Below are 21,635 nucleotides of genomic sequence, written 5' to 3' on the forward strand. Positions count from 1 at the left end.
GGATTGTGGATGGAGACAAAAGGGGGAGTGGAGTCCTGCATGAATCGGGCACTGGCCACAGTCCGTGCCGCGACCGAAGTACTGACTTCGGCCGGGTGCGAGGCGGATTTGCTCCAGGGCATATGCGACATCACTGTACATCACGGCGCATACCGTTTTGCATGGGTTGCCTACCCTGGCGAGGACGGGGCGAATCAGGTCTTGCGACCAATGGCGCACGCAGGATACGAATCCGGCTACCTGGCCCAGGTGTGCACCGGCCGGGCCTCTTCGTGCGCGGGTAGCGGCCCCGCCACTACTGCGATCCGCACTGGCAAAACGGTCATTGTCCGCAGTGATAGCGACTCCTCCATACCTGGGTGCGATAAAGCTGATTTTGGGAACAGTCGCTCCTGTATCGCTCTGCCCTTGCGCTGGAACAAAGAGACCTACGGTGCTCTCGTCATCCTCGCCTCCCGTACCGGGAGTTTCGATCAGCGGGAAGCTGAAGAGCTCGGCGAGCTGGCGGACAAGCTTTCGGCCGGCATCTATTCCCTTCGCCTGAAAAAGAACCACCGGAGTGTGGAGAGGGCGCTGCGTAATGAAAAAGAGGCGCAGGAAGCCCTCAGCCGGATCCTAAGTCTGGGCCTGCGCCCGATTTCCCTGGTCGAAAAGTTGGACAAGGTTCTCGATATCCTGTTCGAGGTCTCCTGGCTCGGGCTTGAAAAAGAGGGGTCTGTTTTTCTGGCCCGGGGCCGGGAACTGCGCCTGGTGGCACAGCGCCATCTGAATCCCGAGTTACAGTGCCTGTGCGACAGCGTTCCTTTCGGATACTGTCTTTGCGGCCAGGCGGCAGCACAGGGTGCCACCGTTTTCCGCCAGCACCTGGGCGACGATCACCCGGTTCGATTCGACGGCATCACCGATCATGGCCATTATTGCCAGCCGATCCTCTCCAGTGAAGGCGTGCTCGGTGTCCTCAACCTCTATGTTCCGGCGGGCCATATTCAAGACGACGCCGAATCGGCCTTCGTCCGTGCCGTTTCCGACTCCTTGGCGGGCATCATCGAGCGCGAGCTCGCGGATCAGGAGCGTCAGCGCCTGGCGGCCGTAGTCGAGGCCAGCCCGGATTACGTCTGTATCGGTGATGTGGACGCCACCCCCAACTACTTCAACGGCCGGGCCCGGGCGCTTCTGGAACACTGCGGTATCAGTGACTACGCTTCCTGCCGCCTGTTTTCTGATGAGGCCTCCGAACGGATCCGACGGGAAGGGATTCCGACGGCGCTGCGGGAAGGCATCTGGCAGTCCGAAGGCGTCATTCGCATGGAAAACCGGAATCTGCCGGTGTCCCAGGTCATCCTGGCACCGCGGGATGGCTCGGGGAAACCCGCTTTTCTCGCCACTATTTGCCGCGACATCAGCGATCGAAAAGAGGCGGAAACCGCAGCGGAGCAGATCGCGGTGCGGGAAAAACAGTTTGCCAATGCCGTCATCAACAGCCTTCCGGAAATATTTTTTCTTCTGGATTTCTCGGGACGACTACTGCGTTGGAATGTCAATTTCGAACGGGAATTGGGCTACACCTCCGAGGCCCTGGCACAGATGCGGCTGACCGATCTGGCGGCCCCAAGCGATTTCGAGGCCTGTGTCGAGGCATTCACCGCCGCCAGGGTTGCGGGGGTTTCCATCGAGGTGGAACTGCAGACCCTTACGGGACGGAAGGTGCCTTACGTCATCAATGCCATGCCCATAGACGAGCCCGAGCATACACGGGCCGCAATCGTCGGCGTGGGAATGGACATCAGTAACCGTAAGGCCCTGGAGGCCGAGATGGAGCGCCGTGCCTGCCACGATTTTCTCACCGGGCTGTTAAACCGGCACTGTTTCACTGAACACCTGGAGCGCGAGCTGGATCGCGCGGATCGCTATGAGTGCCCGGTGACGCTGATACTGCTGGATATCGACGATTTCAAATCGGTCAACGACGCTCACGGTCACGACGTAGGCGATCGAGCCCTCAAGCATGTCGCCTCGTGTCTGCAAAATGCAGTGCGTTCGGCCGATGTTCTTGCCCGTTGGGGTGGAGAGGAGTTCGTCATTCTCACGCCCGAAACGCAGCTGGAGAGTGGCCGGTTCCTGGCGGAGAAACTTCGGGTCGAACTGGAACGGGCACGGTTTTCACCGGTGGGAACCATTACCGCCAGCTTCGGAATTGCCGAGTACCAGCCCCGTGAAGGCGCCGACACCCTGCTGAAGCGGGTGGACAACGCCCTCTATGCCGCCAAGCACGCGGGCCGCAACTGCGTCCATAGGGGTTGACGTTGAAACGGAATTCAAACGCCGTTCACGGGAAAACAATGCAAGCCCCTGATTCCCGGAAGACGTCTGTCGACCTGCAGCTGCGTGTCACCGTTAAGCCACAGGGTAGCCATGGGGGGTCAGTGCCCTCTGCGGCGATGGCACCTTTGCGTAGGTCGGCCTTCAGGCCGTCACGATAGTCGGCGAAAAGGTGGAGCGATCTGTACCCCGCCGCACTCCCAGGCAAAAAAAACGGCAGCTGGAGAGCTGCCGTAAAGGGGGTAGTACTCAGCAAGTGGTGCACGATTCAGGGACCGGTGTTCAGTCCCCGGACAGACCGCCGTACCGCGGCTGTCCCATGATCCGCCGATTTTCCGTCCAATCCCGAGTCGGCGCATCAAGATTAAGACTAAGTCTAATAATGGATGGTTGGGCTGTCAACTATTTCTCCAATCATTGAAACGAAACGTTTGAACTCGAGCCGAATGCTCAAGTCTTTGCGTAGGCAACTTAAATGTAGGATGGGGTGAGCCTGCGAACCCCATCAAGCGTTTGGTGTTGGATAGCCGGTGCTGACAGCAGGAATGCAGGATGGGGTGGGCCCCGCGAACCCCATCGAGGAGGCTGCGCATCCCGAGCAATGATGGGGTTCGCAGGCTCACCCCATCCTACGGTTTTCGGGTGGATGCCAGCAGGTGCAACCGTTTCCCCCGGCTTTGTCGCAGATTTCACCCGCCACTTTGCGAGCCATCCACGCGGAGCCTGGTCTAGCGGATTGATTCCCGGGCGGGGTCGATGGTTGCCAGACCGCTCTCCAGGTCGGGGTAGCGCAAACGCACGCCCAGCTCCTCGATCAGGCGGTGGTTGTCGAGGCGCCGGGACTCGGTCAGATAGGAGAGCATCGCCTCACTGAGCCGGCCTTCGGCTTCGGCCATCGAGATTTCGGGAGGCGCCGGCAGGCCGAGCCTCGCCGCCACTGCCTTGAAGTAGCCGGTCATCGTGCCGGGATGGTCATCGCTCACGTTGTAGATGCGATCCGCTTGGCCGCATTCGGCAGCGGCCCGGCAAGCCGCGACCAGGTCCTCCACGTGGATACGACTGGTAGCGCCACACTCCGATTCCCGCAATACCGGCAAGCCCTTGCGAAGCCGCGCAACCGGTAGCCGACCCGGGCCATAGATCCCGCCGACGCGCAGAATCACCACCGGAACCTGCTGCTGCCGACCCCAATCCCGCAACCGCTCCTCGGCATCGAGCCGGCGTCGTGCCCGATCGGTTTCGGGGCGAGGCTCGGCCGTCTCGTCCACCCAGGCGCCGGCACGATCGCCATAGACGCCGCTGGTGCTGATGTAGACCACGCGCACCGGAGGGGCATGGGAGGCTGCTTCAAGGAAAACCGCCATGCGCGGGTCGCTGATGCCCTCCGCCGGTGGCGGGGCGAAGTAGTACACCAGTGCACCGGCGGTCGGAAGCCCCTCCAGCGTAGCGGGTCGATCCAGGTCACCGTACACCATTCGCACCTCTTCCGGAGTGCTGCCGGCTAGCTCCGGATGACGGGTCAAGCCCGTGACGATCGTGTCTGGATTGCGGTACTGTGCGGCCACGCGGCGTCCGATATCGCCGAAACCGATGATGAAGACTCTATCCAAAACAGCACCCAAGTGTGGCAAACTAGTCCAATACCTGACCATTTTAACCCGAATTGTTCAGCGTTGCCGGCGCCCCGTCCGGCGATAATAAGCCATTATCCTGCGTTGACGGCGGCTTTTGCGGTGAATTCATGAACGATTCGGGTTAGTTTTGCGGACTGAATGCGATAAAGGACCACCCATGAGTAAAGTCGAAGTTCAACCGAGCGGCCATGCCTTCCATACCGAGGACGACGAGAGCATCCTCGATGCGGCGCTGCGCAGCGGTTATGCCTTTCCCTACGGTTGCCGCAACGGTGCCTGCGGGGCCTGCAAAGGCAAAGTGAGCCGGGGCGAAGTCCGGTACGATGATGAACCGATGGCCATTACCGATGAGGAGCAGGGGGAAGGCTATGCCCTGTTCTGTATCGCCAAGCCGGAGGGAGACGTGACGGTGGAGGTGCATGAGGTTGCCGCCGCCGAAGAGATCCCGGTCAAGCAGTATCCGGCCAAGGTCAGCCGCATGGAGCGGATTGGTGAAGTCATGCGCCTGTGGCTGAAGCTTCCGGAAGAGAGCCGCATGCAATTCCTCGCCGGACAGTATGTGCAGTTCCTCATGGAGGATGGTCGCAAGCGCTCCTTCTCCCTCGCCAATGCGCCACACCAGGATGACCTGCTGGAGTTCCACATCCGCCATGTCGAGGGAGGCCGCTTCACCGAACGTGCCTTCTCCGAGATGAAGGAGGGCGACATCATCCGTATCGAGGGCCCGCACGGCAGCTTCTTCCTGCGCGAGGACTCCGACCGTCCGATTATCATGCTCGCCACCGGCACCGGCTTCGGCCCGGTGAAGGGGATTATCGAGCACGCCCTGGCCGAGGGCTGCACCCGACCCATTTATCTGTACTGGGGCGCACGTTCCAGGGATGAACTCTATCTCGACGAGTTGGCCAGGAGCTGGGATGCCGAATACGAGAATGTGCACTACCGGCCTGTGCTCTCCCGCCCCGGTGAGGACTGGGAAGGGCGCAAAGGCTATGTGCAGAATGTGGCCGCTGCCGAGTTCGATGACCTGAGCGGCTTCGAGATGTATGCCTGCGGCCATCCCGACATGGTCTACACGGCACGGGATGCCCTGGGGGCGAAGGGTCTGCCGGCCGATCACTGCTTCGGGGACGCCTTTGAGTGGGCCAAGGATTGATCGATAGCGCCAATTCAAGCCTGCCCCGGTCTTCGGCGATGTAGGTCGGGCTTTAGCCCGTCGGGCTGAAGGCCGACCTACAGGCATCCGGCCCGGGCCGGTGCGTTTTTCCGGAAGGGGTGAGGCAGGGAAGGTGAGGGAAGATCAGCCGGTCGTTTGCGTCGGGTTTGGAGTGGCAGGCAGGTTTCCCCTTTTGATGGAGGTGGCACAGATGCCGCCGGTGGCCTGTTCCAGCCCCTTTTGGAAACATTCCCCGGACTTTTGTTCATCTCCGAGTCGTGCCAGCAGATGCCCTAGTTCGCAATAGGTCTCTGCCCGGGGTTCGACGCCGAGGCTCGCCTCCAGGTAAGCGCGCGCCTTGCCCCAAAGATCGGCGCGCACGGCAATACGACCGAGGCTGAGGAGCAGGTCGGGATGACGGTCGTGGCCCGCTAGCCAGGACTCGGCCGATGTGAGTTGCCGGCCGGGATCGTCGGACTGCACCAATCCATACAGTCGAACCAGCTCCGGGTTCCAGCTCTGGCGAATGCTGTCGCGCAACAGCTTCTCCGCTTCCTGGTGTTCGCCGACTCGAAGCAGTCCCTCCACATAGAGCTGCAGCAGTTCGCCATTGCGTTGTCCGCGGGGCACGCGCTCCCAGCTCTCCCTCAGTGAAGGGGCGTTCTGGCCCGGCCGGCGCAGCAGTTCCGCAAGGGCCCGGCGCTCCAGCATTTCGGCCGCCTCCGGCTCCAGCACCTTCTGTCGGCGCAGTTCCGGAAGCAACTCCAGCAGGTCCTTCCAGCTTCCCAGCTGTTGGTAGAGGCGGCGCAGCAAATTCAGCACATAACCATGCCTCGGTGCGATGGAACGCAAGTGCATGAGCGTTGCCAGGGCGTGTTCCGTCTGACCATGGGAGAGTTGGACTTCTGCCTGCGTCAGCCCTACCGCCAGTTCCGCTTCCGGCATGCTCTGGTGGGCCTGCGACAAGTAGTTGTCGCGCCGTTCATCGGCCCCCTGCTTCTGTGCCGCGCGGGCCGCCCCCAAGTAGTTGATCAACGGGATTTCGCTATCGGCGACATTGCGAATCAGAAACTGCTCTGCACGCTTCCAATTGCCTTCGGCAAGCGCCAGCAGACCGTCCTGGGTACTGCGCCGGGCCTTCCGTGCGCGCTGCTGCTGCCGCCAATGGGCCATGCGCCCCGGTACATGCCAACTGCCGACCAGTAGCCGAATCAGGAAATAGAGTGCGATGAAGGCCAGGATGGTGGCGACCAGCAGCAGGCTGAGACTCGATTCCACCGTCCACTCGCCCCAGGAGAACAGGGCGTAGCCGGGGTCCTCCTGGACCACCAGCGCCAGTCCCACTACTCCCCCCAGAACCAGCAGTGCGATCAGGAGGAACTTCATGGTGTCGCCTCCGGCTGCTCACCGGACAGGGACTCCCCGGTGGTCGGCTCCTGTTCGGAAGCGGTCTGCCGATCCTCCTCGCCCAGTTGCCTCCGCACTCGCTGCAGCATCCGTAGCGATTCGCTGATGTCCGGCAGTTCGGGACGGACCTTGACGCCTTGCATTTCCTTTACGGTCTCCAGCGCCCCTCGGGTGGCGGCGGCCTCTTCGAGGAAATAGCGGTTGAGCCACTGTTCCACCTCAGCCAGGCTCGACGTGTAGATCTGGGGATTACCCTCGAGCAGTGCTAGGCGGGCGGTCTCCAGTTTCAGTCGCAGGTTCTGATGCAGAAAATAGCGCTCTTCCGGCGCCAGCAGAGGCGTAGGGCCATTGGTTTCCTCACCGTGCCTGCGAATGCTCACCAGCGAGCGGATATCCTCCCATACGGCCCCCAGGAACTCTTTCCAGTTGGAGACATTCTCGGGTGCCCGGGGTGCTTCTGCCTGTCCTGGTGCGTCCCCCTGTTGCGCCTTGTAGGCGCCCGCTACCGGCAGGGCGTCCACCGTGTCGATGAGCCCCGTCAGCCGTAGTGCCGCATGCTCCCGATCGACACCACCGGTGTTGCGCAGTGCCTGCAGCTCTTTGGAGATTGCTTCGCGTACCGGCAGGAAAGCGGGATCGCCGACAGCGACCAGGCGTTGGTCAGCCTCCCTGAGAGCCACCTCTGCACCTTGCACATCACGCGCCAGACGCACTCGGTGGTTGGCTATGCGTAGCAGGTGTTCGACTTCGGAGAGGGCCCAGCCGGTGCGGTCCTGGCCGAGACGGGAGCGTATTTCGATAATGGCCTGCTGGAGCTCGCGGGTGCGGGCTTCGAGCCGCCGGTCGCCCTCGTTGGAGGCCTGGCTGATCTCTTCGGATTGCCGACTGATGCGACGATCGACGCTCACCTGCAGTTCCGTGATGCTCGCCTGTAGTTCGCTCTCGGTCGCCGCTATCCGAGCGGTGGTACTTTGCTGTTGCTGCCAGACGTACCAGCCTCCCGCGCCGGCAGCTGCGGCCGCCAGCAGCGCCAGGAGTGCCAGCAAAAGGGTACCGCCTCCGCCCCTGGGCGTTTTCGGTTCATCAGGAGAAGGGTTTGCCTCCTGGCGGGTGCCGCGACGGCCTGCCTTTGGCGCCGATTTGGCGGGCGTTTGCGTCTCTTTCGGGGTACCGGGCCGTTTGCGGTCGTTGCGCTTCGTTGGCGTCTTCTGTTCGGTTTTGTCCAGCCCGCTCTTTTCACTCATCGGGTCTCAATCCTGCAGTTTGGTTTGCGCCCAGGCAGCGATGGCAGCCACCAGGGCCTCGTCACCCGGTTCCCGGGCCACCATGACCGGGCCGTGGAAACCGGAAGTACGCGCCTTCTCGGCAATGCGCGGATGAAAGACGGCCAGCGCCAGGGCGTGCAGTGCTGTAACCCGTTCCGCCCCCACCAGCCGCTCCAGATTGGCCAGCGCCTCGAAACTGGTGGCGGTCACCACATCGGCGGCGGTGGGATCAATGCCCGGCACCGGCTTCGGTATCGAGCGCCGATAGACCTCGGCGTACTCCACCTCCGCACCACGCTTGCGAAGCCCTTCGGCGAGTTGTTCGCGTCCCTGTTCACCCCTGATGATCAATACCCTGCAACCGCTCAGGTCGTTCAGCTGCGGCATCGCGAGCAGGGATTCGCTGTCGCCACCCTCCGCGACCAGGTCCGCTGCCCGGCCAAGTCGTTCCAGTTGCGCCGCGGTGCCCTTGCCGACGGTGGCCAGGGTGGGCCCTTGCGGAAGGCGTCCTTGCAGCAGCTCGACGGCAAAGGTGGCCGCGTTGGCGCTGATAAAAACAACCATGTCGTAGGTCGAAACCCGGGCCAGGATCTGCCGGACCCGCTCCGGATCACGGGGAGCGGTAATCGCCAGGGTCGGATAGGCGATCGGCTCTCCCCCGGCTGCCGCGATCAGACCGCAAAGGTTCTCTGCCTGATGGGCCGGGCGCGTTACCAGCACCCGCAATCCCTGCAGTTCACCCCTCTGCATAGACCTCTTGGAGGATTTCACCGGCGCCGCGGGAGAGCAGGTCTTCGGCGAGCACCCTGCCCAGCTCCTCGGCATCCTCCGGGCGGCCGCTGATATTGCCCCGCACCACTTCGGTACCGTCGGGACGCGCGACCAGTCCACGCAGCACGATAACGCCGTGCTCCAGCTCGGCGTAGCCCGCCAGCGGGACCTGGCAGCCGCCCTCCAGCCGACGGCTCATGGCTCGCTCGGCCGATACCCGGATATGGGTCTCCCGGTGATCGAGCACCGCGATCAGCTCGTTCACTGCAGGATCATCGCTCCGGCACTCGATGCCCACCGCCCCCTGGCCGACCGCCGGCAAACTGACGCTGGTATCCAGAATCTGGGTGATGCGGTCTTCGAACCGGAGGCGTTTCAGGCCGGCAGCGGCCAGGACAATGGCGTCGTAATCACCGTTGTCCAGTTTGGCGAGGCGGGTATTGACGTTGCCGCGCAGGAATTTCACCTGCAGATCCGGGCGCAAGGCCATGATCTGGGACTGTCGGCGCAGGCTCGATGTGCCCACTACGGCGCCTTCGGGCAGCGCCTCGAAACTGTCATGATGGTTGGAGACGAAGGCATCGCGGGGATCCTCCCGGATGCAGACGACCGGTACGTGAAGTCCCTCGGGGATTTCCTCCTCCACCGGTACATCCTTCATCGAATGCACGGCGATGTCGGCATCGCCGCGCAGGATGCCATCCTCCAGCTCCTTGATGAACAGCCCCTTGCCCCCCACCTTGGCGAGCGGTACATCGAGGATTTTGTCGCCTTTGGACTCCATGGCGACCAGTTCCACCTCGAGACCCGAGTGGGCATGCTTGAGGGCACTGGCGACGAATTCCGCCTGCCACAGGGCAAGCTGACTTTTACGGGTTGCGATACGAATCGTTCTGGACATTAGGCTTCGTGGCTATTTATGGCGGCACAGGGCCGCGAAAAATGGTATCGCCCAATCATACACGCTCCCGGCCTGAGGGAGCTAACGCCCGATCCCGTGCGGGACAGGCGCATGGCCACACCCGTGTGGAGCACACAAGGATGTCTCCACGGCGAGCTGGGTTCAAGGACTTGCTTCAAACTATCCTGAAAACGTGGTTGCCCGGTTGATGTCTGGCCGTCTATCCTAGATTCGTGAAGTACTCTGGAGACGGGGCATGAAACGGCTGCTGCCGAGGGCACTGCTGCTTACCATTCTGCTGGCTGCGACACCAATCGTTGCCGGAGTCACCGTGCCGATCACCGGCGATCTGCAGGCCGATGGGAAACTGGCACAGCAGCGCAATGTTCCGCTGCTGATGATGTTCTATGCGGAGCACTGTTATTACTGCACGCGAGTCGAGGAGGATTTCCTCGAACCGATGCTGATCAGTGGCGATTACACCGATAAGGTGATCATCCGCCGCGTCGATCTGGAGAATCCACGCCGCATCATCGATTTCGACGGTGCTGCCGTTTCCGTCTCGGAATTTGCTGCGCGATATCAGGTGCGGGTAACGCCGACCCTGGTCTACGTAGACAGCGGTGGGCGTCCGCTGACGGAAAACATGGTCGGCCTCACCACCCCCGATTTTTACGGTGACTATATCGATCGCCGTATCGACACCGCGCTTGACCAGCTCCGGGAGAAAACCGTTCGCGCGGCCGCCACCGAGCTTCCTGGCAAGAACCTGGACTGAGTCCCCCCCGTCTGCGCGCCGGGCTCGTCCATCACCCGGCCGGTTTAGCACAAACTCTTTATGTGACTTCTCGTTAGATGCGCTAAGTCACTGCCTCTGGAAGTTTTTCCCGGTTGTCCACAAAAGCTGTGGATAACTTTGTGGATGGTTTGAGGACAGGTGCTCCGGTACCGCACCCCCGTGCGCTTCGTTCTGGATCGCGCAATTTTTAACCATTCAGGATGGGCTTTTAAATCAATCACTTACTGGTTCCTGTGTAGGGTTCCCGCCTAACCGAAAGGGCTTGACTTTACTCATCACATTCGCTCAAGAGGGTGTGAATAAGCAGGGGAATCAAACCGATGCGGCCTCCAGCAGCGCCTTCACATCACTGACGTGCCGCCGGCTGATCTCGGGCCGTTCGGCAGTACCCTCCAGAATCGCACGGTAACTGCCGCCAACCCGTTCCATGCCCAGCAGCCGCTCGCGTACCACCAGTGCATTACGGTGGATGCGAACCAGGTCCTCACCGAACTGCTGCGCAAGGACTTTCAAGGACTGCTCCAGTAAAGCCTCACCGCCCTCGTAGTAAACGGTCACATACTTGTTGTCGGCCTGAAAATAGAAGACGGCCTCGAACGGCAGCAGGCGTACGCCCCCCCTTTGGTGGAGGCGCAGGGAGTCGGGTCTTCCCGCTCCGCTTGGCAGACGCTCGACCACCCGCGCCAGGGCCCGTTCCAGGCGTTCGCGCCGGACGGGTTTCAGAAGATAGTCCACCGCCTCCAGATCGAAGGCCTCCAGGGCGTGCTGTTCAAAGGCGGTGGTGAATATCACCGCCGGTGAGGGATCGAGACCTGCCAAGTGGTGTGCGGCCTCCAGTCCATCCACACCCGGCATGCGCACGTCGAGCAGCACCACGTCCGGTCTGCCCTCGGTCACCTCCTTGAGGGCGGACTCGCCATCGGCGGCTTCGCCGATGATTTCCGCATCGAGTCCCTCCAGCATCCGCCGCAAGCGGGAGCGCGCGGGGGCCTCGTCATCCACAATCAATACCTTTATCACCGCTTACTCCTTTCTGGAATGCGCAGCCGCGCCCGGTATTCATCGCCGTCCCGTTCCACCACCAGCTCACCTTCGGCTCCGTAGCAAGCGGCAAGACGCTGGCGGATATTATCGACGGCCATTCGGCTTCCCCTGGTGCGTGGCGCCCCGTTCTGCATTTCCGGATTGACCACCTCGATATCGACAAACCGGCCGGAGCGGCGGCCGGCGATGTCGATCATCCCGCCACCGGCAAGGGGCTCAATGCCGTGACAGACGGCGTTTTCCAGCAGCGGCTGCAGGACCAGCGGTGGCACCGCCCACTGCTCGGGAATGGCTTCTACATCCCATCTGACCCTGAGCCGTTCACCAAGCCGCAGCTGTTCGATGGCCAGATAACGGCGACTCAGGGACAGTTCGTCCGCAAACGGCACCAGGGTTCGACTGTCGCTCAGGCTCGCGCGGAACAGGTCGGCCAGATCCTCCAGCGCCTGTTCGGCGAGTTCCGGGTGTTCATGGGTCAGGCTGGCGGCTGTATTCAGGCTGTTGAACAGAAAATGCGGTCGGATGCGTGCCTGCAGTGCCTGGAGTCGCGCCTCTGATTTCGCCTCCACCTGAAGCCGCCACTGATGGCGGATATAGAAGTAGCGCAGGATGATGCCCGCAACGATGGCGCCGACCGCCAGATTGCGGGAAACGAACTGGAAGTGGCCCTCCGGTTCACCCGGCAGTGCATCCAGCAGCAGGTGATAGGCCCCCTCGCTGAGCAGAAGCACCAACAGCACCAGCAGCAGGTAACTGGCCGTCCCCGCACCGATATCTCCCAAACGGCTGAGCGGCTTGCGCAAAACACACAGTAGCGCCGCCCCGGACAGCCCCGCCCACTGCATAAACAGCGAAACCAGCGCCAAATCATCCCAGATCCGCTCCGGCCGACTGCTCGCCAGTACCAGAACGATAGCAAACAGCTCCGACAGCACCACCACCCCGAACACCATCGGCAGGGCACAAAAATCCGGCAGGAAACTTCCCCGTCGATGGCTGTCCGTCGCTTCGCTCGGCATATTTCGCCAGTCTCTGTATCCAGACCCCATCATAACCACGACTAGGTCCCGGGGTAAGTGGCTAGTGGTGAGTGGGGAATGGGGAGTGGGGAGTGGGGAGTGGGGAGTGGGGAGTGGGGAGTGGGGAGTGGGGAGTGGGGAGTGGGGAGTGGGGAGTGGGGAGTAGCGAAGTAGGGGATTTCTAATCTTCCCCTCATCCCTCATCCCTCGCCACTAGCCACTAGCCACTCCCCACCTCCCTATCCCTCGCCACTAGCCATCCGCCCTCGGTGTTATACTCCCCTCATTCCATTCCCCGACCGGTTGTGTCCCGCAATGACTGACGAAAACACCGTTGAAAAGCCCTGGACCGGGCGCTTTACCGAACCCACCGACGCCTTCGTCGAGGCCTTTGGCGCCTCTGTCGGCTTCGACCAGCGCATGTACAAGCAGGACATCCGCGGTTCCATTGCCCACGCCCGGATGCTGGCCCACGTCGGGGTGCTCACTGAGGCTGAACGCGACGACATCATCCGCGGCCTGACGAAGATCGAGGCCGAGATCGAGGCGGGCGACTTCCAGTGGTCCATCGCCCTGGAAGATGTGCACATGAACATCGAAAAGCGCCTCACCGACCTGATCGGTGACGCCGGCAAGAAGCTGCACACCGGCCGTTCGCGCAACGACCAGGTGGCCACCGACATCCGCCTCTACCTGCGCGACGAGATCGACAGCGCCATCGCCCCGGAGCTGAAGCGCCTGCAGGGCAATCTGATTGATCTTGCCGAGCGCGAAGCCGATACCATCATGCCCGGCTTTACCCACCTGCAGACCGCACAGCCCATCACCTTTGGCCACCACATGCTCGCCTGGAACGAGATGCTCCAGCGCGACGCCGAACGCCTGCAGGACTGCCGCAAGCGCATCAATGTCATGCCGCTAGGGTCCGCTGCCCTGGCCGGCACCACCTATCCCATCGACCGCGACTTCGCCGCGGAGGAACTCGGCTTCGAGCGCCCCACCCGCAACTCCCTGGACGGCGTCTCCGATCGCGACTTCGCCATCGAATTTCTCAGTTGGGCCTCCCTGCTGCTGATGCACATGAGCCGCTTCAGCGAAGAGCTCATCCTCTGGTCCTCCAGCCAGTTCGACTGGGTCGACCTCGGCGACGCCTTCTGCACCGGTTCCTCCATCATGCCGCAGAAGAAAAACCCCGACGTCCCCGAACTGGTGCGCGGCAAATCGGGTCGCGTCTACGGCCACCTCACCAGCCTGCTCACGCTGATGAAAGGCCAACCGCTTGCCTACAACAAGGACAACCAGGAAGACAAAGAGCCCCTGTTCGACACGATCGACACCGTCAAAGGCTGCCTGCGCGTCTACGCTGACATGATGGCCCGCATCCAGGTCAAGCCCGACAACATGCGCGAAGCCGCCCGCCGCGGCTTCTCCACCGCCACCGATCTGGCCGACTACCTCGTCCGCAAGGGCGTTCCGTTCCGCGACGCCCACGAGATCGTCGGCAAGGCTGTCAAGCTGGGCGTGGATACCGGCCGCGACCTCTCCGAGATGAAGCTGGAGGAGTTGCAGCAGTTCTCCGGTGCGATTGGAGAGGAGGTGTTTGAGGTGTTGACGCTGGAGGGCTCAGTGGCGGCGCGGGATCATGTGGGGGGGACGGCGCCGGAACAGGTCAAAACGGGGGTGCAGGCGGCCCGCGCTCTGTTGTAGTCTTCATTAGAAAGAATCGCAGGGATGAGCAAAAGACGCTCAGGAGAGTGATGATGAAAAAGCTATCTGCCTCGGACATCGCTGAAATGCCCCTCGAGCAACGGATCCAGCTCGTTGAGGACATTTGGGACTCCATCGCTGAACTGCCCGAGGCGGTGGATGTCCCGGAGTGGCACAAAGATGAACTGGAGAAGCGGCTGGAGCGTTATCACGCCGACCCGTCGCAAGGGACGCCATGGCACGAAGTTCGGGACGAGATTCTGAGGGACTGACGAATGCTGCTCTTACGCAAGGACGCGGAGGCCGATATCCGTTCAGCCTTCAAATGGTATGAGCATCAGAAGAAAGGCTTGGGACGCGTGTTTATCGCGGAAATCGATCGGGTGATAACCTCCGTTGAAGAGCAGCCCGAGCTGTATGCAGAGGTTTTCGGTTCTGTCCGCCGTGCCCTATCCCGTCGTTTCCCGTATGCCGTTTATTTCGTGCGGCGCGACTTGCACGTTATTATCCTCGGGGTACTCCATCAGCGACGACACCCTGCCGTGTGGCAGAAGCGGTTTTAGCTTTAGCTCGTTGAATTTACTCTGCCTATTTATTCCAAACTCTAGGAAGGACAAGTTGGAATCAAGCTCTAAGCAAGTAACGATATTCTACAGTTACTCTCACAAAGACGAGTCGCTGCGGGACGAATTGGAAACGCACCTTGCAATCTTAGAGCGGAAAGGTTCTGGTTTCTCAGTGGCACGACCGCCGCATCTTGCCGGGCGAAGAGTGGGAAACGGCAATCGATGAATACCTAAAGACAGCTGATATAGTTTTGCTCTTGATAAGCCCGGACTTCATAGCGTCAGAATACTGCTACAGCAGGGAACTAAAAGGTGCAATTGAGCGCCATGAATCGAATCAGGCCCGTGTTGTTCCGATTCTAGTGCGCCCCGTGGACTGGTCCGATGCCCCTTTTGCGAAGCTTCAAGCACTCCCTAAAGATGCCAAACCCGTTACCAGTTGGACTAATGAAGATGAAGCTTGGCTGGATGTGGCAAAGGGTATTCGGAATGTTGTTCAGGAAATAGCCAATCTAAAGCAACGTAGCGAGTATGACTTCGGCCTCCAAAGTATTCGGGATCTACTGATCGATGAAGTCGACCAACTTGATGCTGCGTTTCAGTGCGAGGATGAAAGAACCACTCGGAGGGGTTTGCCTACAGGACTAAAGTGTTTGGATGAGCGTACCGATGGTCTTCATCCCTCTGAACTCACTGTGATTGCGTCGAGGCCCGGTATGGGAAAGAGTGACTTGGCTCTGGGTATAGCAGCGCATACAGCCATCCATGAGAACCTGCCTGTTGCGTACTTCAGCCTCAATATTTCATCGGCCCGCATTACGCGTCGCCTCGTGGCATCCCTTGCAAACATACGCACGTTCGGTCTACAACGCGGCGCACTAGATGATGATGACTGGCCGAACCTTACGAGTGCCGTCGCGCTTCTAGCAAATGCGCCACTGTACATAGATGAAGGCCCTTCTCTTACATTGGCTCAGCTCAAGAAAAATTTAGCTGAACTAAAGGAGATCCAAGGTTCAGGTCTCGTTATAATTGATGGTGTGCAGAATCTCGTTTTGGAACGCCGGTCTGATGATGAGCCCCCTGCTTCAATTACAAAATCGCTCAAAGTTTTGGCCAAAGAGTTCAAAGTCCCCATAATCGTCACCTCAAGCCTAAACCGCCAAGTGGAGTGTCGGTCGAACAAGAGACCCGTGCTGGGCGACTTACGCGTTAGTGGCATCGAAGAGGATGCCGAGACCGTCATCTTTGTCTACCGTGACGAGGTATATAATGAAGATACACCCGACCGTGGGATGGCTGAGCTCATTATTGCCAAGAATGCCTGTGGTCCGGTGGGTACTGGGTTAGTGGCCTATTATCAACAGTACAGTAGCTTCAAGGACCTGGGACTATAATTCCGTAAAGCACAAAGCGGGGTCTTTCATGTTGCATTAGCGATCGACTAATCGGCACCCGTTTCTCTCCACTTGGCACAATGGAGTCTGACGTCAGTGCCTCGATAACGGAATGGAGTCGTTCGAGGTCGCAGACGATAGGAAAAGGGGACGTAACCCCTTGCTCCCGCGACCTAGCTCTAGAAAGGTTTCATCCGCTGCCGCCAAAAACCAGCCCGCCGCCGATCCCGAGCAGCACGGGGAAGGGTGCGGACAGCAGCAGTGCCTTAACGGTTCGCCCCGGTCCTTCAGGCAACAGCAAACGATTGGGGAACATAGCGAGGGGTAGGAATAGGACGGTTGCCAGCAAAATCAGATCGACGAAAGAAGCGATACCGGACTGGGCAGCGATGAACAGTGCGCCCCAAAACAGAACAATCTCAAGCAGCCCGACCGGAATGAGCAATCTGGAGCGGGGGCGTCCAGACCAAAATCTCCTCAGCGCAAACCACTTAAGAGTCCCGGCAGCTATAGCGGCAAACAGTGCCCCGACCAGAAACGCTACGACGATTTCAATTCCGCCATGGGCATAAGCCGCCTCTGAAAGATGGAGCTGATCGAGGTATACCGGGACATGGCCAGCTCGATACTGGAAGTGCATCTGTCGGCTGTTAACAACCGGCTCTCCGAGGCCATGCGGGTGCTCACGGTCATCGCCACCCTCTTCGTCCCCCTGACATTCATCGCCGGGGTTTATGGGATGAACTTTCATAATCCTGAAAGCCCGTGGGCTATGCCCGAGCTTTACTGGTACTACGGCTACCCGGTGGTGTTGGTGATCATGCTCTTCGTCGCGGGAGGGATGCTGCTCTATTTCCGGCGCAAGGGCTGGCTCTCCCGGGAATAAAGGGGAGCCACCGCACCTCATCGAATGGCAGTTCCCTTCGGGACCCTACTGGCCACCGGAACGGCGGTATGTCGTTTCGTGAGTCCGTTCCGAATTGGCAGAGGCCTGGGGCGACCCGCAAGCGAAGCGGAGAATTTGTTGACTGCTTGTGCTTGGAGTTGGGCATTCCGACGCTTAGGTGATTCCGGCGCCCGTTAACGTCATGCGGCTACCGAACGCGTATCTGCTGCGGTAGGATTCCAGATGCGACGGGCATCATTCCGAGGCAAGGGGGAGTGCTCCTCGGCAAGGCGTATCCTGCAAAGAACGGGACCCGGTCTAGACCACAACCTCTGCCAAGGCATGTGACTCAGTGGACCTCAGCAAAGCCCTGAAACAATTGCGTACCGATCTGGAGCCGCTAGTGCCCATCGCTGAACCATCATGGGCAGCAGGCGTGCCCCTGTTCTTGCCTGTGACGCTGCAAAAAGGTGAGCATGCAGTAGAAGCGGGGAACAGGGTCGAGAGCCTGCTTTTCCTCACCTCGGGCATTGCGCGTTATTACTACCTCGACGGGGACGGCCGTGAGTTCAATAAGTCGTTTTCCGGGCGGGGTCAGGTGCTGAGCAGTATTTCATCGTTGGTTGACGGCTGCCCCTCACCGTTTTCCATTCAGGCGCTTACCCCCTCCGAAGGACTTGAAATCCGGTATCGCGATTTTCTCAAACTCACCCGGGAATACCCGGATTGGGAACGGTTGCGTGTTCGTCTGCTTGAATTGCTCGTCATCAAGAAGGAGCGACGGGAGGCGGATTTTTTGCTGCTCTCGGCCACTGAGCGCTACCGGAAATTTCGCGAAGAGTTCGCGGCGATAGCGGATGCCATTCCGAATTATCACATCGCTTCTTATCTCGGCATCACCGAGGTCGCCCTCTCCCGTATCCGCAACCGCCTGGGGTTAACCCGGGTTAATGCGGCCCGCCACGATTAGTCCGATGCTCAGGTCTCTGTTCACCTGGAGACCCGAACATGAACCTGAGTGGAAATACGATTCTTATCACCGGCGGCAGTGAAGGCATAGGACTGGCATTGGCGAAACGCCTGGTCATCGACAATACGGTTGTCGTCTGCGCCCGCAGCGAAAAGAACCTTGCGCAGGCGGCGGAGAGCACGCCCGGACTGGTCACGGAAGTTTGCGATATTACCGATGCGGCACAACGACGAAGGATGGTCGACCGATTGCACAGGGACTTCCCTCAGCTCAATATTATCGTCAACAATGCCGGAGGGAAGACGCCCACAAACCTCAAGACCGGAGAGGGTGTGGAGGCGGCGCTTGAATCCGACCTTGCCCTGAATTTTCACGCCCCGGTCGCACTCACCACCAGCCTGCTGGGCCACCTGCAGGATCGCCCCGACGCTGCTGTCGTCAACGTCACCACCGGCCTGGTTTACCTTTCGAAGGTGGAGCAGGCCTTTTATTGTGCGGCGAAGGCGGCGCTTCACTCGTACACACAGGGATTGCGCTGGGCGCTGAAAGACACCCGGGTCGCAATCCATGAAGCCCTACTCACGGTAGTCGACACAAACTTTCACAAGGGGCGGCTGCCAAGCAATGTTCCGGCGATGAGTCCCGATGATGCCGCACAGGCAATCCTGCGGGGTCTTCGGAAGGGCAAGTCGGAGATCCATATCGATAAGGCGGCACTCGCACGCTGGATGTCGCTCTTCGCGCCGTCGCGGGGCCTTGCCATCGTCAACCGATAAGACTGGCGGGAGAACAGAACCGGCTGGCTGAATGGAGGATTTTGCGCTAGCGGTTCTCGCGGTGCACAATGCTTTTGAGTGGAAGCTGGAGCTATAGAGCCCCGCCGTGAAAGGCGGGTGTTAAGGATTGATACTATGGATTGTAATATGGACAAGCCAATATCCTCCCTGATGCAGCGGAATCTGACGGTCGTCGATATTGACGATGCGATCGAGAAAGTCGAGGCGGTACTGAATTCGAGCCACCTTTCGTACGTGCCCGTAGTCGATTCAGAAGGGAAATGCTTTGGGGTGATTAGCGCCCCCGATCTGATGCACTTTCATAGAAAGGGACAAAATCCGAAAGCCAGACATGCTTGGGAGGTGTGTACACATAAGGTAATCGAAGCAAGCCCGGACGCATCGCTCAATGAGGTGGTCGAATTGATGGTCAACAACCATATACACCACCTGGTGATCACCGATAAGCAATCCATGCTTGGCATAGTCTCGTCCATCGATCTTATCAATGAGTGCGTGTTGAAGTAGAGACTTTGAGTCTGGCCGAGGCTCTGTCGCGATCGTGGGGAAGGATTTCAGGTCGTAAGCTTCCCCGTCAAGTAGACACCGTTAAAGTAGAGCCTCTGACGTAGTCAGTAAAACATTCAAGCGGCGTCCGATCACCCAATGAATCGTGCGGGCGCTACTCATTGTATTCGAGCGTCCACCAGTAGGTGGCCTCCCGAACCTCATCGAAATTTCGGAATAGATAGACGTCGAGGATTTCCTCACGGTAAGTTCGGTTGAATCGCTCGATGTAGCCGTTTTTGGTTCGGCTTGCCCGGTTGGATGTAACGGATGGTCATGTCATTGGTCTCGGCCCACTCCGTGAACACCTTACCCAAGAATTCCGGGCCGTTGTCGACTCGAAGTACCTCCGGCAGACCACGCTCTGTTTTGACCTGTTCGAAGACCCGTATGAGCCGTGCAGAGTTGAGCGAGGTGTCGATTTCGATGTGGACGGCCTCACGGTTGAAATCATCGATAATGTTGAATGTCCGAAAACGCCGGCCGCAGTAAAGGGCATCGCTCATGAAATCTGCCGACCAGACCTGGTTTGGCTGTTCCGGCACTGACAGGCGCTGGCGTTCCCTTGGTGGCAATCGGCGCTTGGCCCGGCGCTTCTTGTTGAGTTTCCTAGCGCAATACACCCGATAGACCCGCTTGTGGTTCCAGCGATCGCCCTGTCGGCGCAAAAGCTTGAAGCACTTCCAAAAGCCTCGCGTTGGACGTTCTTCAACCAGGCTGTTGAGGGCATCGATGACCGGCGCATCCCGCTTCTGCGGTGCCATCGGCTTGCGGCAGTAGGCCGCCCGAGACAGTCCCACACTGTGGCAACTGCGGGAGACCGGAAGGTGGTGCTCCTCAACGAGGAACTCGACCGCCTCCCGGCGTTCGGACGGCCCTAGAGCTTTTTTCAATGAGATCTTTCAGCGCTCGGTTCTCCAGCGTCATATCGGCATACATGCGCCTCATCTGATTCAGTTCCTGCTCAATTTCTTTTAGCCGTCTGAGCTGCGAGCCGTCCATTCCGCCGAATTTCGATTTCAAGTTGTAGTACGTTGCCGAACTGATGCCATCGTTTCGGCAGACCTCTTTGACCGGCACCCCGGCGTCGGCCTCCTTCAAGATGCTGACGAGCTGCGTCTCAGAGAATTTCGACTTCTTCATAGCAACCTCCTGGCTCATGATTGTGCCAGAAGCTTCTACTTCTTACCTGTCTACTCCGAGGGGAAGCTTACGGAAAGGTGAACGGCCGAGGCAGCGGTGCCACCACACGGGTGGCAATGCCGTTGATGCGGCTCGTACCACTCCATACTGGGGGCAGGTACGGCGGAACGGGTGGTTGCACGTTAGGGTGGGATACCTGTTTTCGTGCACAACCCCACAAATTCATGGTTAAAAGGGTGCTTCGCGGGCAGTTCGGTACTACGTTAGAACCCTGTGGCCCAGCAATCGGGGCTGTGGAATCTTGTCAGGGTATAACAGAAAGATGGGGATACCGATGGAAAAGGAAATACTGTCGTCGAAACTGGCCAGCCTGAAAGAACGCAAGAAGGAGTTGAGGCTGGAGCACGCCACGGATCTTCAGAACGTCGACGCCCAAATCCGTGAACTTCACGAGAAGCGGGCGCGCACCATATTGAGGCATAAACTGTCTGCCGATGCACTGGACCGCGAAATTGCCGAACTTCTCCGCCGGGTGAAGCGAACCGATGACGCGATGGCGGCGACACAGAGGCGCACGGATCCCGAAGCGGGAAGACTGCGCCCCAAGGCTGCTTCCCCCGCATCTGCATCGAGTGACATCAGGGCAGTGATTGTCGATATCCTCAAAGACCGGAAAGATATCAGTGAGAGCCTCCTACGGGAGAAGCTCCGCGGCAAGGGTCTGCAGGTAGGCCAGTTGAGCAAGCAGTTGGATGCAATGGTGGCGAGCGGTCTTGTCCGGCGTCGCGTTAGTGACTATTCGCTCGCTAAAAAACATTGATCAAAGACAGGTATCCGGTCAGGGGACAGGCAGGAAATTTACTTCGCTGCGTCTGCCTCGGTATTCGCTCGAAAAAAGCATTGGGGCGACACGCCGATGATTAGCCGCATGATCATCGGCGTTGTCCTGCTCTTCGGGATACTGCTGCTGAGTCTGCCAAAGAGAGACGAGGATTCGCTCGCGAAGATCGCCTCGACCTCGATGTTGATGTGCACCCTGGATTTCCGTGAACGGGTGGCACGGCAGGTAATCAGGGGAGAGCCCGTGGATAGCGAGTTCAGAAACAAGTGCCCGGACCTGATTGCTGCGCTGGAGGTGAGCCAGCGGGGAAAGATGGTGATTAGCGGCAAGCAGCACCAGGTCAAGCTGACATTGAGCCCGGTCGTGGAGGGCAACACGATACGCTGGAGTTGTCAGGGTGAACCTGCGGCAGCCGTGACGAAACTGTGCAAGCTCTGATTCAGGCGGAGCCCGGCTGCTCCCTCCCC

At 59.8% G+C, this 21,635-nt stretch carries 20 protein-coding genes and 2 pseudogenes; 13 read left to right on the forward strand and 9 right to left on the reverse strand.

What is annotated here, in order from left to right; all coding sequences use genetic code 11:
• The first annotated feature begins 39 nt into the window (after positions 1-39).
• Positions 40-2,301 carry a sensor domain-containing diguanylate cyclase gene (locus BLP65_RS14855; RefSeq protein WP_175452604.1) on the forward strand — a complete coding sequence of 754 codons (2,262 nt, stop codon included), beginning with the start codon at positions 40-42 and terminating at the stop codon, positions 2,299-2,301.
• Positions 2,302-3,047: 746 nt separating this feature from the next.
• Here the strand turns inward: BLP65_RS14855 and BLP65_RS14860 are convergent.
• Entirely contained in the window at positions 3,048-3,929 is an 882-nt protein-coding gene (locus BLP65_RS14860; protein ID WP_092998797.1) for an SDR family oxidoreductase, read from the reverse strand.
• A gap of 181 nt (positions 3,930-4,110) precedes the next feature.
• On the opposite strand from BLP65_RS14860, the gene BLP65_RS14865 reads away from it, so the two are divergent.
• Positions 4,111-5,109: a CDP-6-deoxy-delta-3,4-glucoseen reductase gene (locus BLP65_RS14865; RefSeq protein WP_092998799.1), complete on the forward strand. Its 999-nt coding sequence runs from the start codon at positions 4,111-4,113 to the stop codon at positions 5,107-5,109.
• Between the two features lie 144 nt (positions 5,110-5,253).
• Here BLP65_RS14865 and BLP65_RS14870 read toward each other — a convergent pair whose 3' ends face one another.
• The 4 genes from BLP65_RS14870 to hemC are packed head-to-tail and all read right to left on the reverse strand — an operon-like array spanning position 5,254 to position 9,453.
• Complete coding sequence (locus BLP65_RS14870) at positions 5,254-6,495, reverse strand: heme biosynthesis protein HemY (protein WP_092998801.1); 1,242 nt, start codon at positions 6,493-6,495, stop codon at positions 5,254-5,256.
• Positions 6,492-7,760, reverse strand: coding sequence for a uroporphyrinogen-III C-methyltransferase (locus BLP65_RS14875; protein WP_092998803.1), 1,269 nt, complete (start codon positions 7,758-7,760; stop codon positions 6,492-6,494). Before BLP65_RS14875 ends, BLP65_RS14870 begins: the two co-directional genes overlap by 4 nt.
• Before the next feature lie 6 nt (positions 7,761-7,766).
• Complete coding sequence (locus tag BLP65_RS14880; protein WP_175452605.1) at positions 7,767-8,531, reverse strand: uroporphyrinogen-III synthase; 765 nt, start codon at positions 8,529-8,531, stop codon at positions 7,767-7,769.
• Positions 8,518-9,453 (reverse strand): hydroxymethylbilane synthase, encoded by a 936-nt coding sequence (gene hemC, locus BLP65_RS14885; protein WP_092998807.1) that lies wholly within the window; start codon positions 9,451-9,453, stop codon positions 8,518-8,520. Before hemC ends, BLP65_RS14880 begins: the two co-directional genes overlap by 14 nt.
• A gap of 256 nt (positions 9,454-9,709) precedes the next feature.
• Between hemC and BLP65_RS14890 the strand changes: the two genes are divergently transcribed.
• Positions 9,710-10,231 (forward strand): thioredoxin family protein, encoded by a 522-nt coding sequence (locus BLP65_RS14890; protein ID WP_092998809.1) that lies wholly within the window; start codon positions 9,710-9,712, stop codon positions 10,229-10,231.
• 333 nt (positions 10,232-10,564) lie between these two features.
• Here BLP65_RS14890 and BLP65_RS14895 read toward each other — a convergent pair whose 3' ends face one another.
• Both BLP65_RS14895 and BLP65_RS14900 read right to left on the reverse strand, forming a co-directional pair.
• Complete coding sequence (locus BLP65_RS14895; RefSeq protein ID WP_245688368.1) at positions 10,565-11,272, reverse strand: LytR/AlgR family response regulator transcription factor; 708 nt, start codon at positions 11,270-11,272, stop codon at positions 10,565-10,567.
• Positions 11,269-12,315: a sensor histidine kinase gene (locus tag BLP65_RS14900; protein ID WP_175452606.1), complete on the reverse strand. Its 1,047-nt coding sequence runs from the start codon at positions 12,313-12,315 to the stop codon at positions 11,269-11,271. Before BLP65_RS14900 ends, BLP65_RS14895 begins: the two co-directional genes overlap by 4 nt.
• A gap of 315 nt (positions 12,316-12,630) precedes the next feature.
• Between BLP65_RS14900 and argH the strand changes: the two genes are divergently transcribed.
• The 4 genes from argH (at position 12,631) to BLP65_RS14920 (ending at position 15,985) form a co-directional block, all read left to right on the forward strand.
• Positions 12,631-14,022, forward strand: a complete 1,392-nt coding sequence (argH, locus tag BLP65_RS14905; protein WP_092998813.1) for an argininosuccinate lyase — start codon at positions 12,631-12,633, stop codon at positions 14,020-14,022.
• Positions 14,023-14,072: 50 nt separating this feature from the next.
• On the forward strand, positions 14,073-14,294 hold the full coding sequence (locus tag BLP65_RS14910; protein ID WP_245688369.1) for an addiction module protein: 222 nt from the start codon (positions 14,073-14,075) through the stop codon (positions 14,292-14,294).
• Between the two features lie 3 nt (positions 14,295-14,297).
• Positions 14,298-14,585 carry a type II toxin-antitoxin system RelE/ParE family toxin gene (locus BLP65_RS14915; protein ID WP_092998815.1) on the forward strand — a complete coding sequence of 96 codons (288 nt, stop codon included), beginning with the start codon at positions 14,298-14,300 and terminating at the stop codon, positions 14,583-14,585.
• Positions 14,586-14,749: 164 nt separating this feature from the next.
• Positions 14,750-15,985 (forward strand): DnaB-like helicase C-terminal domain-containing protein, encoded by a 1,236-nt coding sequence (locus tag BLP65_RS14920; protein ID WP_281180240.1) that lies wholly within the window; start codon positions 14,750-14,752, stop codon positions 15,983-15,985.
• A 190-nt stretch (positions 15,986-16,175) separates the two neighbouring features.
• Here BLP65_RS14920 and BLP65_RS17105 read toward each other — a convergent pair whose 3' ends face one another.
• Complete coding sequence (locus BLP65_RS17105; protein WP_092998819.1) at positions 16,176-16,430, reverse strand: hypothetical protein; 255 nt, start codon at positions 16,428-16,430, stop codon at positions 16,176-16,178.
• Between the two features lie 141 nt (positions 16,431-16,571).
• Between BLP65_RS17105 and BLP65_RS14930 the strand changes: the two are divergent.
• From BLP65_RS14930 to BLP65_RS14945, 4 genes and pseudogenes are all read left to right on the forward strand, one after another.
• Positions 16,572-16,871, forward strand: a pseudogene (locus BLP65_RS14930) (CorA family divalent cation transporter); the annotation flags it as partial.
• A gap of 352 nt (positions 16,872-17,223) precedes the next feature.
• Positions 17,224-17,841 carry a Crp/Fnr family transcriptional regulator gene (locus BLP65_RS14935; protein WP_092998823.1) on the forward strand — a complete coding sequence of 206 codons (618 nt, stop codon included), beginning with the start codon at positions 17,224-17,226 and terminating at the stop codon, positions 17,839-17,841.
• A 38-nt stretch (positions 17,842-17,879) separates the two neighbouring features.
• Positions 17,880-18,617 (forward strand): SDR family oxidoreductase, encoded by a 738-nt coding sequence (locus tag BLP65_RS14940; RefSeq protein ID WP_092998825.1) that lies wholly within the window; start codon positions 17,880-17,882, stop codon positions 18,615-18,617.
• Positions 18,618-18,764: 147 nt separating this feature from the next.
• Entirely contained in the window at positions 18,765-19,145 is a 381-nt protein-coding gene (locus tag BLP65_RS14945) for a CBS domain-containing protein (protein WP_175452607.1), read from the forward strand.
• A 67-nt stretch (positions 19,146-19,212) separates the two neighbouring features.
• On the opposite strand, the pseudogene BLP65_RS14950 reads toward BLP65_RS14945, so the two are convergent.
• A pseudogene (locus tag BLP65_RS14950) lies at positions 19,213-20,327 on the reverse strand (IS3 family transposase).
• 334 nt (positions 20,328-20,661) lie between these two features.
• Between BLP65_RS14950 and BLP65_RS14955 the strand changes: the two are divergent.
• Both BLP65_RS14955 and BLP65_RS14960 read left to right on the forward strand, forming a co-directional pair.
• Positions 20,662-21,147 (forward strand): hypothetical protein, encoded by a 486-nt coding sequence (locus BLP65_RS14955; protein WP_139181527.1) that lies wholly within the window; start codon positions 20,662-20,664, stop codon positions 21,145-21,147.
• A 96-nt stretch (positions 21,148-21,243) separates the two neighbouring features.
• Positions 21,244-21,606: a hypothetical protein gene (locus BLP65_RS14960; protein ID WP_092998831.1), complete on the forward strand. Its 363-nt coding sequence runs from the start codon at positions 21,244-21,246 to the stop codon at positions 21,604-21,606.
• Positions 21,607-21,635: the final 29 nt, after the last annotated feature.

The sequence above is a fragment of the Thiohalomonas denitrificans genome (genome assembly GCF_900102855.1).
GTDB lineage: Bacteria > Pseudomonadota > Gammaproteobacteria > Thiohalomonadales > Thiohalomonadaceae > Thiohalomonas > Thiohalomonas denitrificans.